This is a genomic window from Allobosea sp. 2RAB26 (genome assembly GCF_052115465.1).
Lineage (GTDB): Bacteria > Pseudomonadota > Alphaproteobacteria > Rhizobiales > Beijerinckiaceae > Allobosea.
On the sequence record NZ_JBFRGS010000003.1, the window covers coordinates 164,858 to 182,198 of the forward strand.

The window sequence follows — 17,341 nt, forward strand, 5'->3', positions numbered from 1 at the left end:
CGATCATATTCCGCGAGAGGCTGCTTCATCCATGGATTTCACCGCTGCTTCGCTGGCCGATCCCCTCCTCTGGGGCAAGCTCTTCGAAATCATCGTGCTGAACATCGTGCTGTCGGGCGACAACGCGGTTGTGATCGCGCTCGCCTGTCGGGCGCTGGCACCGGCGCAACGCACCAAGGGCATTGCGCTTGGTGCCATTGTCGCCGTGCTGCTGCGGGTCGTGTTCACGGTCGTGGTGGCCTCGCTCCTGAGCGCGCCTTTCCTGCGCATCGCCGGCGCGGTGCTGCTGTTCTGGATCGCCGTGAAGCTGGTTCTGGAGGATGGCGAGGGTGACGACGACGCCATCGCCGCCAGCAGCAAGCTCTGGAAGGCCGTTCAGACGGTTGCGATCGCCGATATCGTCATGAGCCTCGACAATGTCCTGGCGATCGCTGCGGTCGCCAAGGACTCGATTCCGCTCCTGGTGGCGGGGCTGGTGATCTCGATCCCGCTGATCGTCGTCGGCGCCTCCTTGATCACCCGCCTGCTGGCCCAGTTCCCGCTCCTGGTTTGGGCGGGGGCGGGGCTGCTCGGCTGGGTCGCGGGCGAGATGCTCGATAGCGACCCCTGGTTCGCATCGCAATTTGGTGCAGCAGTGATGCACCAGCTTGAATATCCGGCGGCGATCCTTGGAGCGCTGCTGGTTCTCGGCCTTGGCTATTGGCTGAAATCACGCCGGCCCGACCCGGCAACTTGATAGAGGACTGACCGTAAAATGGATTTTTCGTCGAGCCAATTCTGGATCTCGCTGCTGCAGATCATCTGGATCGATCTGCTCTTGTCCGGCGACAACGCGGTGGTGATCGCGCTTGCCGTCCGCTCCCTTCCGGAGAATCAGCGCAAGGTCGGCATCTGGCTCGGCGCGGGTGCGGCGGTCGGCCTGCGTATCGCCTTCGCTCTGGTGGTCACCTATCTGCTGGCCGTGCCCTATCTGAAGGTCGTCGGCGGCCTCTTGCTGTTCTGGATCGCGGTCAAGCTCGCCAAGGGTGAAGAGGAAGCGCATACCGACATCAAGGCAGCGGACAATCTCTGGAAGGCCGTGCGCACCATCGCCATCGCCGATGCCGTGATGAGCCTCGACAACGTCATCGCGATCGCCGGCGCCGCCAAGGGCCACCCTGAGCTCTTCATCTTCGGCTTGCTGCTCTCGATCCCGCTGATCATCATGGGCGCGCAGCTCCTGACCTCGATCATCGAGCGTTTCCCGATCCTGATCTGGATTGGCGCTGCACTGCTCGGCTGGATCGCGGCAGAGATGATTCTGGGTGATATCGCCGTGCTGCAATGGCTGCAGGTGAACATGCCGACCTGGGTCAAGGCGGTCTCGACGGACGTCAACCCGCTCGGCGTCGGGCCTGCGAACCTGCCCCATTATGTCAGCGCGGCTCTCGGCGCGGCGCTCGTCTGCATCATCGGCTACGTCCTGAAGCGCAAGCCGGTGAACCAGCCCGGCTAAGCCGCCCTTCAGGCAAGAACGACAATCGCGGCGGCCAGGTCTTCCTGGTCGCCGTTTTTCATGAGGCGGGCCGCTCCGAGACCGATGGAGCGAACGCCCGCGTCCTCGACCGTGAAGAATCCTTCCGCCAGGAATCTCACGCAGAAGCGTTCGGGCGCGTGCGCGAAGCCCGTGCCCAGTGCCTTCACATAGGCTTCCTTCGCGCTCCAGAGTTGCGCGAAGGCGAGCGGTCTTTCAGCCGCAGGCAGGGCAAGCAGAATGTCCCTTTCGGTGGGGTGCAGAACGGCCAGCGGCGGCTCTGTTTGCTGCTCCACCCGCTCGACATCGACGCCGATCGGCCGCTCGGCAAGGCCCACGGCAACGATGCCTGAGCGCGTCGCGAGAGAAAGATGCAGGTCGCGGCCAGCGGGGCCGACGAGCAGCGGCCGGCCCCGCTCGTCATGGCCGATCTCACTGGTGGCGGCCGGCTGGCCGAGCTGGTGGTCCAGCACGAGCCCAGCCACGCTACGTCTGAGCCGCGCGCGCTCCATCAGATTGGCCGGTCGCTCGCTGGTCGGGATCAGCCAGACCGCGGGGAGTGTGGAGGCCTTTGTATCGATCGAGGTCAGCCAGAGCATCGCGGAATGCTAGCGGGCTCGGGGCGTTCCGTCGCCTCTGTTGATCCGCGTTGCGCCGCCCTGCATGGAATTCATGCAACGGCGCCGCCTGGACCCGTTGACGCGGGGCCTGCTTGGTCCATGGAAGAAGCATGACGTCGTCACCCGACCCACTCCCGAAGGAAGCGCGCGCGCCCGTGACCTGGCGCGGCATGATTCTGGGAGTCCGCAAGATTTCCGTGGTGCTCCCGGGCATCATCGTTTTCGCGGTTGCCTTCGGTGCAGCCGCCGCGGCGAAGGGCCTGAGCCTGCTGGAAACCGTGATGATGAGCGCGATTGTCTATGCCGGGGTCGCGCAGCTCGTGGCGATGGAACTCTGGCGGCCGGAATGGACCTGGGGGGCGATCGCCGGCCTTGCAGCCGTCACCGCGACGGTGAATGCGCGGATGGTGCTGCAAGGTGCGTCGCTTCAGCCCTGGTTCTCGCGTTTTCCGCGGGCCCTCAACGCCTTGCATCTGTTCTTCTTCACCGATGCGAACTGGCTGGTCGGAACGCGCTATCACGCCGAGGGTGGGCGCGATCTCGGCGTGCTGATCGGCGGCGGACTCCTGCTCTGGGTTGTCTGGGTTCTTGCCACCGTGCCGGGATATCTGCTCGGCTCGCTGGTGAGTGATCCGCGACGCTATGGCATCGATCTCGTGATGCCGATCTTCTTCGCAGCGATGATCGTGCCGCTCTGGCGTGGCCGGAAGGCGGCGCGGCCCTGGCTGGTTGCGGGCATCGTGGCGCTTGTCACGGCCAAGCTGGTCGATGGCTATGCCTTCATCATCGTCGGAGCGCTCTCTGGCGCGGTCGCTGGAGCTTTCCTCGATGACGCTGCCTGATCTCGCCGGCTGGGGAGCCTGGGCAGCGATCGCCGCCATGGCGATCGCCACCTATCTCTGTCGCATCTCGGGCGTGGTGTTGATGGGGTTCATCCCTCTCACGCCGCATGTCCGGCGCGGGCTGGCCGCATTGCCGGGCTCGATCGTCGTCGCAACCGTGCTGCCATTGGTCGAGCGTCTGGGGCTTGCTGCGGCGCTGGCGCTGCTGGCCGCTGTCGGCAGCATGGTACTGCGCCGAAGCGAGCTTCTGGCACTTGTCGTCGGCATGGCGGTGGTTTCGCTCGCCCGCGCCTTTGGCTTGTGATCCATCACCCGGCTGCATTGCTTCCATCACATGACGTCATTGCCGGAGGGCCTTCGGCATGTTGACGCGCGCGGCGGGGCGGCAGACGGTGTCGGTCAATAACACTGACAAAATCGAGGATGGTTATGGCTTGGTATTCGCAAACCTGGAGCTGGTTCGAAGGTGAATGGCATGAGGGAAATCCGGGCATCATGGGCCCGCGGACCCATGCCAGCTGGCTGGCTTCGACCGTCTTCGACGGGGCTCGCTATTTCGAGGACAAGGCGCCCGATCTCGACAAGCATGCGGCTCGCGTAAACCGCTCGGCCCATGCGCTCGGCCTGAAGGCGACGATGTCGGCTGAGGAGATCATCGCCAAGACCTATGAAGGCGCGAAGAAATTCGCCCCGGGCACGGCGCTTTATGTCAAGCCGATGTACTGGGGCGAGGCAGACGGTCTCTCGACCATCATGGCCGACCCTGAGTCGACCAAGTTCTGCCTCTGCCTCTTCGAGGCTCCGATGCCGGTGCCGTCGAACGGCTTCTCGGTGACGCAGGGCGCCTATCGCCGCCCGACGCTCGAGACCATGCCGACGGACTCGAAGGCCGGCTGCCTCTACCCCAACAATGCCCGTGTCCTGCGCGCCGCCAAGGCGGCCGGTTTCGACAACGCGCTGGTGCTCGACATGCTTGGCAATGTCGCGGAGACGGCGACGTCCAACATCTTCATGGCCAAGGACGGCGTGGTGAAGACCCCGGTCGCGAACGGCACCTTCCTGAACGGCATCACCCGCCAGCGCGTCATTTCGCTGCTGCGCCAGGACGGTATCACGGTCGAGGAGACCAGCCTGCGCTACAGCGATTTCGAGCAGGCCGACGAGATCTTCATCTCCGGCAACTACTCGAAGGTCATGCCGGTTTCCCGGATCGACAACACCGCGCTCCAGCCCGGCCCGCTGTTCCGCAAGGCGCGCGAACTCTACATGGACTTCGCGCACTCCAAGACCGCCTAGTCACTGTGGCGTGCCTCGCCACCCGGCTCACCGAGCGCTTCGGGATCGATCATCCGATCCTGTCCGCGCCGATGGCTCTGGCCGGGGGCGGGGCGTTGGCCGCCGCTGTGACGCGCGCCGGCGGGCTGGGCTTGATCGGCGGCGGTTACGGCGATGATGCCTGGCTGGACCAGCAATTCGCCGCAGCCGGCAATACCCGGACCGGCTGCGGCTTCATCACCTGGTCGCTTGCGAGGCAGCCGCATTTGCTTGGCAAGGTTCTCGAGCATCAGCCTGCGGCGCTGATGCTCTCCTTTGGCGATCCTGCACCCTTTGCGGGCGAGATCGCGGCGGCTGGCGTGCCGATGATCTGCCAGTGCCAGTCGATTGTTCATGTCCGGCAGGCGCTGCGGGCCGGCGCAGCCGTCATCGTCGCGCAGGGCGCCGAAGCCGGTGGTCACGGTCAAGCGCGCGGGACCCTGCCTTTCGTGCCGGAAGTGGCCGATCTGCTCGCACGCGAAAGCCCTGATACTTTGCTGCTGGCGGCGGGCGGCATCGCCGATGGCCGTGGACTCGCGGCGGCCCTGATGCTGGGGGCAGACGGCGTTCTGGTCGGTACGCGTTTCTGGGCGAGCCGTGAGGCCTTGGTTCACGCCAATCACCATGCGGTCGCCGTCGCCGCGACGGGGGACGAGACCGTGCGCTCGTCGCTCCCCGATATCGTCCGCCAGCTCGACTGGCCAAGACCGTTCGATATCCGGGTCAGCGCCAACGCCTTCATTGCGAAATGGGTTGGCCGGGACCATGAACTCAAGGACGTGATCGAAGCGGAGGCCCCGGCCTACAAGGCGGCTTTCATGGCCGGCGATCCGCAGGGCGCCGCAGTGATCTTCGGCGAGGCTGCCGGGTTGATTTCGGATATCCCGACGGCAGCCGAGATCGTCGAGCGCATGGTTGCGGAGGCCGCCGCGCGCATTCGCTCCGGAGCAGCCCGGCTCAGGGCCTGACGAATCTGCCGGTCAGCGCAGGAGCCGGAACAGGCCTGCCGCCTTCAACCCGCCAGCAACGATCACGAGATAGAGGCTCGCGGCCACCAGCCCGATCGCGGTGAGTGCCAGAAGGCGCGGCTCGACCGGGACATGCGCCAGTGCGGCCAGGACACCGGGCGCGAGCACACGGGCGACCAGCCCGGCAATCACACCACCTGCGAGGGTGATGACGATCAGCCCGGGAAGCTGCCGGTCCGGTTTCGTCCAGCCGCGGCGCAGCGCCAGGACGAACAAGGCACCGACATTGATCCAGGCTCCGGTTGCCGTCGCCAACGCAAGCCCGGGCGCGCCGAAATCGCGCCAGAGCAGCAGCTTGAGTGCGACATTGGCGGCGATGGCGGCAAGCGAAACCAGCATTGGCGTCGTGGTGTCGCCACGAGCCTGGAAGGCGGAGACCTGCGAGCGGATCAGCACGATGGCCGGGAGCCCGATTGCATAGGCAAACAGCACTGCGCCCGCCGCCTGGCTTGCTGCCGCATCGAAACGGCCGCGTTCGAACAGGGCCGAGACGATCAGCTCCGGGATGGCGAGGAAGGCTGCGGCGAAGGGGGCGGCCATGACCAGCGTCAGCGCCACGGCCCGGTTCTGCGCCTTGTCCGCGCCGTGGATATCGCCGGCCGCGATCAGGCGGCTCATGGTCGGCAACAGCACCGTACCCACCCCGATCGCGATCACGCCGATCGGCAGCTGGTAGAGCCGTTCGGCATAGTAGAGCGAGGCATAGGCGCCACGCGGCAGCAGGGAGGCGATGATCGTGTCGGCGAACAGCGCGATCTGCACGCCGGCGGAGCCGATGACGGCCGGGCCGAAAGCCTTGAGAAAGCTCTTCACATCGGCATCGACACGCGGGCGCGTCAGCGCCGTCGACACGCCGGCCTGCCGGGCCGCAAGCACCAGCAGCAGCCATTCGAGCAGGCCCGCGACGGCGACGCCCCAGGCGGCGGCATAGGCTGCGCTCGGAAACAGGAAGGCGATGAACAGTGCCGCGATCAGGCAGATGTTGAGCAGGACCGGCGCTGCCGCTGCGGCTGCGAAACGGTCGACGGCGTTCAGGTTCGCGGCGAGCAACGTCACCAGCGTGATGAAGAGCAGATAGGGGAAGGTGATCCTCGTCAGCGCGACCGCAAGCTCGAAGCGCTGAGGATCGTTGGCAAAGCCGGGCGCGAGCAGGCGCACGACCTCGGGCATCAGGGGCAGGGCGAGTGCGAGCAGAACGACCTGCACGATCAGGTTCAGCGTGAAGACGCGGTTGGCGAAGAGCGCCGCCGCGGCGTCTCCGGTCTGCTGCCTGATGCGCGCATAGGCCGGGATATAGGCCTGGTTGAAGGCGCCCTCGCCGAAGATCGCGCGGAAATGATTGGGCAGCCGCAACGCGACGGAAAAAGCATCCATCATCGCGCCGGCGCCGAGCACGGCGGCGAGAGCGATGTCGCGCAGGAAACCGCTCAGGCGGGAGAGCAGCGTGAAGCCGCCAACGGACAGGATCTTCCTGAACATCAGCGCATGCGGCCGGGATGTGGTTTCCGGCGTGCGGACGGCGTCATGCTCGAACTCCAGGCCTCGCTCTTGCCCCAAGGCGCGCTCGCCTGCGCCGGAACAAGCCGAATCGTCTGCACCATTCTTAGCGGATCAATGGCGGCAATGCGTCGCCGCGCGGATGATCGACGGCGCGCGCGTTGAAACCGACCCGCTCGCCGATCAGGTAGAGTGGCCGGCGCTTCACTTCCGCGAAGATGCGTCCGACATACTCGCCGATCAGCCCGAGCGAAATCAGCTGGATGCCCGAGAAGAACATGATCGACACGATCAGCGAAGGGAAGCCAGGCAGGTCGGTGCCGTAGAGCAGCGTCCGCAACAGGAAGAACAAGGCGCTGAAGGTCGAGATCAGGGCGATGATCACCCCCGTCCAGGTCGCTATCTTGAGCGGCACGGTCGAGAACGAGGACAACCCGTCGAAGGCGAAGCTGAACAGCTTGCGGAAGCTGAACTTGGTGACGCCGTGCTGGCGCTCGGCGACTTCGAAGGTCACGCCGGTCGAGGGGAAGCCGACCCAGGCATAGAGACCCTTGGAAAACCGTGCCCGCTCCGGCAGGGCGCGCAACGCGTCCACGACGCGGCGGTCGAGCAAGCGGAAATCGCCCGCGCCCTCCGGCAACTCCGTCTCGCCGAAACTGGCGAAGACCCGATAGAAAGCCTTGGCGAAGCCGCGTTTCAGCCGGCTCTCGCCCGAGCGGTCGGCGCGCTGGCCGTAGATGTTGAGATATCCTTCCCGCCACTTGGCGAGGAAGGTCAGGATGGTTTCCGGCGGATGCTGCAGATCGGCGTCCATGATCACCACCGCATCGCCCGAAGCATGGTCGAGCCCGGCGGCGATGGCGATCTCCTTGCCGAAATTGCGGCTGAACGACACGGCATTGATGCGCGGGTCGCTGGCGTTCAGCAGGCGCAGCACGGAGAGCGAGCCGTCGCGGCTGCCGTCATCGATGCAGATCATTTCCCAGGACGAAACCACGCCTGTCAGCACGGATTTCAGGCGCTCGACGAGAAGCGGCAGATTATCGGCCTCGTTGTGAACGGGGACGACGATGGAGAGCTCCGGCCGGGCAGGCGCGGGGCGCTGCACTGCGAGGCTGGGAGCGGGCGAAGTTTCCGACACGACTGACCTCTTGATCCGGCCAGGACGGGCCGGCCCCGCCCTCCGGCGAAGCCGGGCTCGACACGGGTGACGCGATGGGCACAGAACCGTAAAGCTGTTGTGCTCACAAGTCCTACGACGGGCCCCTTACACCATCGCGGATGAACCCTGGACAACGAAATCGATGACGATCCGTTTCGTTCTTTGTGCCGATGATTTTGCCATGACCGAAGGCGTTAGCCGTTCGATCCTGGAATTGCTTGCGCTTGGAAAGCTCTCGGCGACGGGCGCAATGACAAACCGGCCGCATTGGCAGCGCCTTGCCTCCGAACTGGGCAGCTTTTCCGGCAGGGCTGATCTCGGGCTGCATCTCAATCTGACCTGCGCTGCCCCGCTTGGGCCGATGCAGCGGGTCGCGCCAGCGGGCATGTTCCCAAGGCTCGGCGATCTCGCGCGGGCGGCGGCGACCTCGGCCGCAGCCCGCGCCGAGATCGCGGGCGAGATCGGCCGTCAGCTCGAAGCCTTCGAGGACGCGCTGGGCCACGCACCGGATTTTGTCGACGGCCATCAGCACGTCCACGTGCTGCCGGGCGTCCGCGGAGCGGTGCTGCGGGCGATCCAGCGCCGCTACCCGGAAGGGACGGTCTATCTGCGCGATCCGGCCGACTCGGCCCGGGCGATCCGCCAGCGCGGGGTGGCGGTAGGCAAGGCACTGGTGATCGCTGGTCTGGCCGTGGGCCTGCGCTCGCAGGCTTTGCGGCGCGGGATCCCGGTCAACCGGGGCTTCTCTGGCGTTTCGCCATTCGATTCCGAACGCGACTTCGGCGCGGATCTGCGCCATTTCCTGATCGCGCCCGGAGCGGCACATCTTGTGATGTGTCATCCCGGACATATCGATGACGAACTGGCGCGGCTCGATCCGGTGATCGCCACGCGCGCGCTCGAACACGCTGCCCTTGCCGCGTTCGTGCCTCCGCCGGGCTTCAGAATTGCGCGCTTCTCGGAGCTGTTTTGACCACAGGTCGGTGCCGGCTAAAAACTTTGCCGCGAAGCTAACCCTACGCAATCGAAAATTTACCGTGATCGCTCAGTTTGTAAGCACCGGTCCGTTCGGATCCTACCCTTGCAGCCTCCGGCGGAGATCTCGGCGCTATGGCATGGTTGAAGCGATCTGGGGCGATCGCGATGGTTGCATCGAAGCGCTCGGCTGGAACACGCGGTTCGCTCTCGCTCGGCAGCAGGATCGCTGGGGCGGCGATTGCCATCGTCGCGGCGGCCATCCTCATCCTCGTGATCGTGGCATCACGCTATAATCAGGCCCAGACCCGCGACGATCTCGAGCACAAGATCGCTGCGCTGACCAGCATGGTCACGAATGCCGCTCCGGCGCTAATTCTGTCCCGTGACACCACGACACTGGGATACATCCTCGAATCGCTGCGTCAGGACCCCGATTTCAATGCCGGCTTCGTCGCCGATGACATCGTTGCCCTGGCGAGCGCCGGCGAATCGACCGAGAGCAGGCTTTCGCTCACCCCACGCTCATTGGCGGCGGCACTTGGGCGCGAGCCCTGGGATGCCTTGAAGGAGCGCGATACTCTTCAGCTTGAGGATAATGTCTACCTCGTCCAGCTTCGTTCGGTGCGGATTGGGCCGAACCAGAAGCAGGTCGGCTATGTCGCCGTCCGGTTCGACAAGACGCGCCTCAATGCGCGGGCCTCCTTTGAGCAGTTCGTCACGATCGGCATCGGCGTTCTGATCCTGCTCATTCTCGGACCGCTGCTCTGGGTTTCCCTGTCGCGCACGATGCGGCCGCTGAAGAGCATGACCCAGGCCATCGTCAGCATCTCCGACGGCAAGCTCGATACACCGATCGACGCGGCAGACCGGAGCGACGAGATCGGCGCGATCGCGCAGGCGCTCAGCGTGCTCAAGGTCCGGTTGGGAGAGCGTGCGGCCCTCCAGGAGGCCCAGCACGTCACCGAGGCCGAACGCCGCTACCAGCAGCGCCGCGTCGACGAATCGATTGCCCTGTTCCGGGGCGAGGTTGGTGCTGCGCTGGAGGCATTCAAGAACAATGCCGAACGGATGAGCGAAGCGTCGGATGGTTTGGCGCGTGTTGCAGCAGAGTCGTCGGGACGTGCGGCCCGCGCCGCCCAGAACTCGCACGGGGCCTCGGCCAATGTCGAGAACGCCGCACAGGCCGCCGAAGAGATGGGCGCGGCCATCCGCGAGGTCGAGTTTCAGATCCGGCATGTCCGCACCGAGATCGTCGAGGCAGCCTCAGCCTCGCGCGACACCGCGGGTTCGGTGCAAGCGCTGGACGAAACCGCCCGCGCGATCGGCGAGGTGGTGAATCTGATCCGGGACATCGCCGCACAGACGAATCTGCTGGCGCTCAACGCGACGATCGAGGCTGCGCGCGCCGGCGACGCTGGGCGTGGCTTCGCGGTCGTTGCGTCGGAGGTGAAGAGTCTTGCGGCGCAGACGGCGGATGCAACAGATCGGATCGTGACACAGGTTGGCGCCATCCAGGGGGCGACCGGTGAGGTCGTCGGCGCCATTTTGAACATCGCCAACCGAATGGGCGCGATCGAGAACTTCACGAACGCGGTCGCAACCTCGATCGAGCAGCAGGCGATCGCGACCGGCGAGATTGCCAGCGGCGTTGCGATGGCAAGCTCTTCAGCGCTGTCGGTGTCGAGCGATCTCAGCGTGCTCGCGGACAGCGTCGAGGAGACCGGACAATCTGCGGGGCAGGTTCGGGATGCCGCTGGCGAGGTTGCGGCCCAGGCATTGCGGCTGCGCGCGACGGTCGACCAATTCCTGCACAGCGTGGCGGCCTGACCGTCACCCTGCCAAGAATGCAAAACGGGGCCCGAAAGGGCCCCGTCGCATAGGGTCACGACTGCGCTGCCGTCAGGCCTTGGCGCCGTCGTAGAGTTCAGCAACGTAGTCCCAGTTCACCAGGCTCTCTAGGAAGGCCTTGAGGTAGTCGGGACGGCGGTTGCGATAGTCGATGTAGTAGGAGTGCTCCCAGACATCGACGCCGAGGATCGGCGTGCCGCCGTGAACCAGCGGGCTCTCGCCATTCGGGGTCTTGCTGATCGCGAGCTTGCCGCCCTTGACCTCGAGCCAGGCCCAGCCGGAGCCGAACTGGCCAACGCCGGCCGCAACGAAGTCTTCCTTGATCTTGTCGACGGAGCCGAACGAATCGACGACGGCTTTCTCCAGCGCGCCCGGCAGCTTGCCGCCGCCATTGGGCTTCATCCACTTCCAGAAATGGAGGTGGTTGTAGTGCTGGCCGGCATTGTTGAAGACAGCCGGGTTCTTGCCGTAGGAGCCCTTGACTATCTCTTCGAGCGATTTGCCCTCGAATTCGGTGCCCTTGATCGCGTTGTTGCCGTTGGTGACATAGGCTTGGTGGTGCTTGTCGTGGTGATATTCCAGCGTCTCCCGCGACATGAACGGCTGGAGCGCGTCATGGGCGTAGGGCAGATCGGGAAGGGTAAAGGTCATTTGGCCTCTCCTTAGGCTGTCAAATCACACTGCTGAGAATGGCTTCGTCATGAACGGCTTGGGACTTGCCAGCCCGGCGGAACAGCCGCCATTCCACGCGATAGTTAAGCCTCCCGCTTCCGGCCGGCAACCGGCTTGGCGCGCCGTGGGCCATGATATTGCGTCGGAGCAAATGGCCCGAAACATGCGGGACGGGGCACAATGAACAGGCCATTTGCAGGCATAGTTCAGTGCGAATTGTGAAACAGTCTCTTATTCAATACGTTAGAAGATGATCGGAGAGGCGATGAAGCCGCCTGCCTCCGGTGGATACTGAGGGTACTGCGTTGATAACGATCTTCGTTCTGTTGGGCCTGGGGTTCTTTGCCGGTGGCATCGCTGCCATCGTTAATGGCTGGCCCTACCTCGTGCTCGAGCGCGGCTTCACCCTGGTCATAGCCGGCAGCGTGGCTGTCGCTGCTGGGATCATCCTGCTTGCCCTGTCGTGGGTCCTGGTGGAACTGCGCCGCGTCAGGGTGGCGATTGCCGATGCGCGGACGGTGCCCTCAGCCGGGCCTTCCGCCGCTGACGCGGCGCGGGCATCGGTGGAGATGGATGACGATGTACGGACGATCCCGGGCGAAGCCCGGTCGACGCTTCCGGGCCTTGGCACCGTGGCAGCAGGGGCCGGCCTTGTCGCCGCCGGCGGGGCCCTGGCAGCTTCAATGCGGGGTGGCGCTGAGGATGCTCCCGCTGCCGCCCAGGACTTGCCTGAGCCTGTGATCAGCGATCTGTTCGATGAGATCACGCACCCCTCGGAGCTGCCCGCTGACCGGCGTGAGGAGGCCATTGACGCGGTCGAGGAGCCCGAAAAGGGCGGGGCGGATGCCCCCACGGCCGAGCTGCATGAGCCGCATGAAACGGAAGCGGTGCTGCCCGAGCTTGCGCCGGACGTTGTCACCCCGTCGATTGCCGCTTCCTTCGTGACGCAGCATGAGGACGAAGCCGCCGGAGAGGTCGAGGACGCCGACACGGGCGCTGTGGCGGGTGACGAAGACCTGCGTTCGCCTCAAGCGCCAGCCTGGTGGCCGCAGGTCGAGAGGCCGCGCCCGGAGGAGGCCAAGCCCCCCGTGGAAGCCGATGATTTCGGCGCCTTGCGCCAGCATCTCTCGTTCGGTCCGCAGCGCCCGGAACCCGATTTCGAGCCCGAACCGGAGCCCGATCTGCCGGTGGGAGAAACATCGTTCGATCAGCGCGATCGCGAGATCGACGAGGCCGCCGCCTGGATGGCACCGGCCTTCGGCCGACGTGAGCCGACTTTTGGCGAGCCCGAGCAAGTGGCGGATGAGCCTACGATACCGCGCTGGCCGCCGCTGACCAGCGGAGCGCCACGGCTGGAGCCGGATGTCGAGAGTGCGGATGCGCCGGAGGTCCAACCGGAAACGACCGAGGCGGAATCTCGGATCGAGCCGGTCTTCGAGGAGACCGAGGCTGAGGGCGAGCCGCTGGATGAAGCCGAGGAGGCAATCTCCGGCGAAGAGACGGAAACGGTTCCCGAGCCGCCCGGCCCGGCGACCTCCGACGAGGGCGTCGTCGGAGCTTATCAGGTCGGCGACACGCATTTCACTATGTATGCCGATGGTTCCATCCAGGCTCGTACGCCCGATGGCGAATACAAATTCGCCTCGATGGACGAGCTCAAGACCTATCTCGCCAGCGAGAAGAGCAGGCTTGGTGGCTGATCAGCTCTTGGCGGCTGCTTGCTCCGGCCATCCCTCGCGGATCGTGTGGATGGCGAAGGCATAGGCCAGCGCCACCTCCTTCAGCGAGTCGAAGCGCCCGGCCGAGCCGCCATGGCCGGCCTCCATATTGGTGTGCAGCAGGACCGGCCCGCCGCCGGTCATGGTCGCGCGCAATTGCGCGACCCATTTTGCCGGTTCCCAATAGGTCACACGAGGGTCGGTGAGCCCGCCCATCGCGAGGAGCGGCGGGTAAGCCTGCGCCTGGACGTTGTCATAGGGCGAATAGCTCTTGATCATGTGGAAGGCTTCGACATCCCGGATGGGGTTCCCCCATTCCGGCCATTCCGGCGGGGTGAGCGGGAGCGTGTCGTCAAGGATCGTGTTGAGCACATCGACGAAGGGGACCTCGGCGATGATGCCGGCGAACAGCTCCGGGGCCATGTTTGCGATTGCGCCCATCAGCATGCCGCCGGCGCTGCCACCCTGCGCGACGATGCGGCCGCGTGCGGTAAAGCCGGTATCGGCCAGCATCTCGGCTGCCGCGATGAAGTCGGTGAAGGTGTTGGCCTTCTTCTCGCGCTTGCCGTCGAGATACCAGCGCCAGCCCTTGTCGGTGCCGCCGCGGATATGGGCAATGGCATAGACGAAGCCGCGATCGACCAGGCTGAGCGGATTGGTCCGGAACGAGGCCGACATGGCCGCGCCGTAGGAGCCGTAGCCATAGAGCAGACAGGGGGCTGAACCATCGAGGGCAAGGTCGGCCCGGTGCAGAAGCGAGACAGGGACCCTGGCTCCGTCCTTCGCCGTCGCGAAGACGCGTCGCACCCGATAGGCCGCCGGATCGTGGCCGGACGGAACCTCCTGGCGCTTCAGCAGCGTCCGCTCTCCCGTCGCCATGTTGTAGTCGTAGGTTTCGGCGGGGCGCGCCATCGAGGCATAGAGGAAGCGCAGCGTGTCGGTTTCGAATTCGTAGCCGGCATCGAGGCCGAGACCATAGGCCTCCTCGTCGAAGGAGATGCTGCTCTCGGCGCCGCTGGCGAGGTCGCGGATGACGATGCGCGGCAGGCCATCCTCGCGTTCGAGCCGGATGAGCCGATCCTTCAGGCAGAGATGGCTGAGGATCAGGCGGCCTGATCGGTGGGGTATCAGGTCCTGCCAGTTCTCCGGCGATGGGGATGCGAGCGGGGCCGAGACGATCTTGAAGTCCTCGGCATCGGCATTGGTCAGGATCAGGAAGTCGTCGCCGTGATGCTCGACGCTGTACTGGCGGCCCGTCTCGCGCGGCGCGATCAGGACCGGCTCAGCCTGCGGTGCGGCAAGATCGACGAAGCGGGTCTCCGAGGTTTCATGATCGCTGATCGAGATCAGCAGGAAGCGGCCGGACTGGGTCTCGTCGATATCGACGAACATGCCTGCATCCTGCTCGTCATGCAGGAGTTCGTCCTCGTCCATCCCGGTGCCAAGTCGATGGCGGAAGACCTGCGACGGGCGGTGATCGGCGTCGAGACGGACATAGGCGAAGGAGCGTGAATCGGGCGCCCAGACGATGTCGCCGGTGGTGTCGGTGATCCGGTCGTCCAGATCCGCTCCGGTGGCAAGGTCGCGGACCTTGATGTCGTGGAGCTCCGAGCCCGCCTCGTCCGCACTCCAGGCAAGCAAGCTGTGATCGGGGCTGTGGGCCGCGTCGCCGAGCTCGAAGAAGTCCTTGCCCTTCGCCAGGGCGTCGGCATCGAGCAGGAGCTGCTCGCGTGCTTCGCCCTTTTCGGGCCTGATGCGCGGCTTGCGGCAGATCAGCGGGTGTTCGCCGCCGCGCCGATAGCGCGAATAATAGAGGAAGGCGCCGTCCGGCTGTGGGACGGCTGCATCGTCTTCCTTGATCCGGCCGCGCATTTCCTTGACCAGATCGCGCTGCAGAGCACGCGTCGGTGCCATCAATGCTGCGCAATAGGTGTTCTCAGCTTCAAGATAGGCGCGAATATCTGCAGGCAGTTTGCCGGGGTCCCGGAGAACATCCTTCCAGTTCTCGGCCCTGAGCCAGCCATAGGCGTCGCTCAGCGCAACTCCGTGAACGGTACGGGTCTTCGGCCGCTTCTCGGCACGGGGATGCAAGGGGAGGCGTTTGGTCACGGCAGGGCTCGCACTGTCTTAGGATGGCGTTAAGGATTGAGGGCGATGTGGGTATCGTTGCGTAGTCAACGTCGTTTGTTGCGATGTTCACGAAGGTTCGGAGTTCAAATCCGGGTAGGCATAGGACACTTGGGTACTTCGCGCGCGCAATGAACAGGTAAGGCCGGTGTGTGGCGCGAGCAAGACAACCAGACCGAGCATGATCATGGCCGCGACACAATACGGACGCTATGAACAATGTTCGTGGGCGCAGTAAGTCGGGCGTTTGAATGTATTCATGCGATCGATTATTGTCTTGCGAGAGTGTTTTCTATGCATTAAACCGTTTCCTCGTCGTCTCGCTTTTTGTGATTCTGGCTTGGGCAGCTCTTGACCAGCTGCTGGGCTGGAAGAACGAAGGCTTCAGTCGCGGGACGTTCAGGCCGATCCGACGATTTTTTTGTCCAAGAACACATAAGGAGTATTTTCGCCATGACCGACAACGACGGCTCGGATTTCATCGAGCTGACCGCGGACATCGTGTCCGCTTATGTGTCGAACAATTCTGTTCCTACGTCCGAACTGCCCGCTTTGATCAGCGATGTGCATGCCGCCCTGAGCCGCGTTGTTGGTGGTGTTGCGCCGGTTGTGCCTGCCGAGGCGCCCAAGCCGGCCATTCCGGTCAAGAAATCCATCACGGCCGACTATCTGATCTGCCTTGAGGACGGGAAGAAGTTCAAGTCGCTGAAGCGTCATCTTCGTACGCAGTACAATATGTCGCCCGAGCAGTATCGCGAAAAGTGGGGTCTGCCGCCCGACTACCCGATGGTGGCCCCCAACTACGCCGAGGCACGCTCGCAGCTGGCGAAGAAAATGGGCTTGGGTCAGCAGCGTCGCAAGCGCCGCTGATTGCTTGTCGCGGAGGACGGCGCTGCCACCAATGCGGGCAGCGCTTGCGACCAAACAGTTCGTCTGGCCGCCGGGTTCCCGGCGGCCTTTTTCATGGCGCTGCCGCTTGCCGGCGTGCTTGGCGGGAATCGCGTCGTGCCTCGGCTCATCGGTCCCTGCCGTTGCCTGGGGGCACCGACATCCCCCAGCGAAGCAAATGAGGATGCGGCAGGAGGCGAGGCTTAACCTGCCGCGCGACAGCTCCACTGCGCCCGCAGCATTCGGTCTTGAGCAGTCTTAGGCGGCCGCCCTGCGGGCATCGGTCTTGATGCGTTCGATCATCGCGCGCACGCCGTTCGAGCGCTGCGGCGTCAGATGGGCTGCGAGCCCGAGGGATTGGTAGATCGTGAATGCGTCCGTCGCGAGGATCTCCTGGGCGGTGCGGCCCGAATAGATCGCGAGTGCCAGCGCAACGAGGCCACGTACGATATGGGCATCGCTGTCCCCCAGGAAATGCAGGCGCGTCCCTGCGCCGGGGCCGCCTTCCCTGCGTGCCGCCAGCCAGACCTGACTGGCGCAGCCGCGGACCTTGTTGTCGTCGTTATGCGCTTCTTCCGGCAGCGGGACGAGGCTGCGGCCGAGCTCGATGAGATACCGGTAGCGGTCGTCCCACTCTTCGAGCAGCTCGAAATTGGCGATGATCTCGTCGAGGCTTGCGCTCATGTCCTGTCCGCTCGGAGCCGCGCCATGGGCGGGGCGGCAACGGCGAGCGTCTTCGGCCGACCGGCGCCCCCCGTCAAGCGCTCGCCCTTCAAGATATAGGTGCGAGTCTGCTAGCGGGTAGTGGCCAGAGGTTTCTGGTTCGCTGCACTGAGCGTGAGCGCCAGGAAGCGGGAGCGCGTTTCCGGATCGAGACCAGCCAGGATCTCTGCGGCCTCGCGGGCGGCCATGGCGCCATTCGCCACTGTCCTGACATCGACCTGGCTCGCAGCCTTCGCCACGTTGCGCAGGGTATCAGCCGCGCCGCCATCTTCGGCTTTGCCGCCATGGACGGGTGAGTTGAGGGCGATGACCCCGATCACCGCCAGGCTGCGCAGAAGATAGGCCATCGCTCGTTTCCCCGGTTGCCGGCAATGCCGGCTCGCCCCTGATCCCGAAGACATCCTAGATCCG

The 17,341-nt window shown here is 65.0% G+C and carries 17 protein-coding genes; 10 read left to right on the top strand and 7 right to left on the bottom strand.

Annotation, left to right across the window (positions count from 1 at the left end):
• Positions 1-31: 31 nt before the first annotated feature.
• Complete coding sequence (locus tag AB4118_RS06505; RefSeq protein WP_441488973.1) at positions 32-736, top strand: TerC family protein; 705 nt, start codon at positions 32-34, stop codon at positions 734-736.
• Positions 737-754: 18 nt separating this feature from the next.
• Positions 755-1,495, top strand: a complete 741-nt coding sequence (locus AB4118_RS06510; protein WP_441488974.1) for a TerC family protein — start codon at positions 755-757, stop codon at positions 1,493-1,495.
• 8 nt (positions 1,496-1,503) lie between these two features.
• Here AB4118_RS06510 and AB4118_RS06515 read toward each other — a convergent pair whose 3' ends face one another.
• On the bottom strand, positions 1,504-2,112 hold the full coding sequence (locus tag AB4118_RS06515; RefSeq protein ID WP_441488975.1) for a 4'-phosphopantetheinyl transferase family protein: 609 nt from the start codon (positions 2,110-2,112) through the stop codon (positions 1,504-1,506).
• 131 nt (positions 2,113-2,243) lie between these two features.
• On the opposite strand from AB4118_RS06515, the gene AB4118_RS06520 reads away from it, so the two are divergent.
• The 4 genes from AB4118_RS06520 to AB4118_RS06535 all read left to right on the top strand — a co-directional run bounded on the left by AB4118_RS06520 (position 2,244) and on the right by AB4118_RS06535 (position 5,257).
• The gene (locus AB4118_RS06520) at positions 2,244-2,975 is read left to right on the top strand and encodes an AzlC family ABC transporter permease (protein WP_441488976.1); all 732 of its coding nucleotides are present in this window, start codon (positions 2,244-2,246) and stop codon (positions 2,973-2,975) included.
• Complete coding sequence (locus tag AB4118_RS06525) at positions 2,962-3,279, top strand: AzlD family protein (RefSeq protein WP_113515472.1); 318 nt, start codon at positions 2,962-2,964, stop codon at positions 3,277-3,279. Before AB4118_RS06520 ends, AB4118_RS06525 begins: the two co-directional genes overlap by 14 nt.
• 125 nt (positions 3,280-3,404) lie before the next feature.
• A complete protein-coding gene (locus tag AB4118_RS06530; RefSeq protein WP_441488977.1) occupies positions 3,405-4,271 on the top strand; it encodes a branched-chain amino acid aminotransferase in 867 nt (288 codons plus the stop codon).
• Positions 4,272-4,276: 5 nt separating this feature from the next.
• Positions 4,277-5,257, top strand: a complete 981-nt coding sequence (locus AB4118_RS06535; RefSeq protein ID WP_441488978.1) for an NAD(P)H-dependent flavin oxidoreductase — start codon at positions 4,277-4,279, stop codon at positions 5,255-5,257.
• 12 nt (positions 5,258-5,269) lie between these two features.
• Here AB4118_RS06535 and murJ read toward each other — a convergent pair whose 3' ends face one another.
• On the bottom strand, positions 5,270-6,796 hold the full coding sequence (gene murJ, locus AB4118_RS06540; RefSeq protein ID WP_441489227.1) for a murein biosynthesis integral membrane protein MurJ: 1,527 nt from the start codon (positions 6,794-6,796) through the stop codon (positions 5,270-5,272).
• 124 nt (positions 6,797-6,920) lie between these two features.
• On the bottom strand, positions 6,921-7,955 hold the full coding sequence (locus AB4118_RS06545; RefSeq protein ID WP_441488979.1) for a glycosyltransferase family 2 protein: 1,035 nt from the start codon (positions 7,953-7,955) through the stop codon (positions 6,921-6,923).
• Positions 7,956-8,118: 163 nt separating this feature from the next.
• On the opposite strand from AB4118_RS06545, the gene AB4118_RS06550 reads away from it, so the two are divergent.
• Positions 8,119-8,949, top strand: a complete 831-nt coding sequence (locus tag AB4118_RS06550) for a ChbG/HpnK family deacetylase (protein ID WP_441488980.1) — start codon at positions 8,119-8,121, stop codon at positions 8,947-8,949.
• Positions 8,950-9,119: 170 nt separating this feature from the next.
• Positions 9,120-10,781, top strand: coding sequence for a methyl-accepting chemotaxis protein (locus tag AB4118_RS06555; protein ID WP_441488981.1), 1,662 nt, complete (start codon positions 9,120-9,122; stop codon positions 10,779-10,781).
• Positions 10,782-10,853: 72 nt separating this feature from the next.
• Here the strand turns inward: AB4118_RS06555 and AB4118_RS06560 are convergent, their stop codons facing one another.
• Entirely contained in the window at positions 10,854-11,453 is a 600-nt protein-coding gene (locus AB4118_RS06560; protein ID WP_441488982.1) for a superoxide dismutase, read from the bottom strand.
• A gap of 326 nt (positions 11,454-11,779) precedes the next feature.
• Here AB4118_RS06560 and AB4118_RS06565 point away from each other — a divergent pair, with 326 nt between their 5' ends.
• Entirely contained in the window at positions 11,780-13,174 is a 1,395-nt protein-coding gene (locus tag AB4118_RS06565; protein ID WP_441488983.1) for a DUF308 domain-containing protein, read from the top strand.
• On the opposite strand, the gene AB4118_RS06570 is transcribed toward AB4118_RS06565, so the two are convergent.
• Complete coding sequence (locus AB4118_RS06570; RefSeq protein ID WP_441488984.1) at positions 13,175-15,301, bottom strand: S9 family peptidase; 2,127 nt, start codon at positions 15,299-15,301, stop codon at positions 13,175-13,177.
• Between the two features lie 471 nt (positions 15,302-15,772).
• On the opposite strand from AB4118_RS06570, the gene AB4118_RS06575 reads away from it, so the two are divergent.
• Positions 15,773-16,189: a Ros/MucR family transcriptional regulator gene (locus AB4118_RS06575; RefSeq protein WP_043233741.1), complete on the top strand. Its 417-nt coding sequence runs from the start codon at positions 15,773-15,775 to the stop codon at positions 16,187-16,189.
• Positions 16,190-16,465: 276 nt separating this feature from the next.
• Here the strand turns inward: AB4118_RS06575 and AB4118_RS06580 are convergent, their stop codons facing one another.
• Positions 16,466-16,891 carry a SufE family protein gene (locus tag AB4118_RS06580; protein ID WP_441488985.1) on the bottom strand — a complete coding sequence of 142 codons (426 nt, stop codon included), beginning with the start codon at positions 16,889-16,891 and terminating at the stop codon, positions 16,466-16,468.
• 110 nt (positions 16,892-17,001) lie between these two features.
• Positions 17,002-17,277 (bottom strand): hypothetical protein, encoded by a 276-nt coding sequence (locus tag AB4118_RS06585; protein WP_441488986.1) that lies wholly within the window; start codon positions 17,275-17,277, stop codon positions 17,002-17,004.
• Positions 17,278-17,341: the final 64 nt, after the last annotated feature.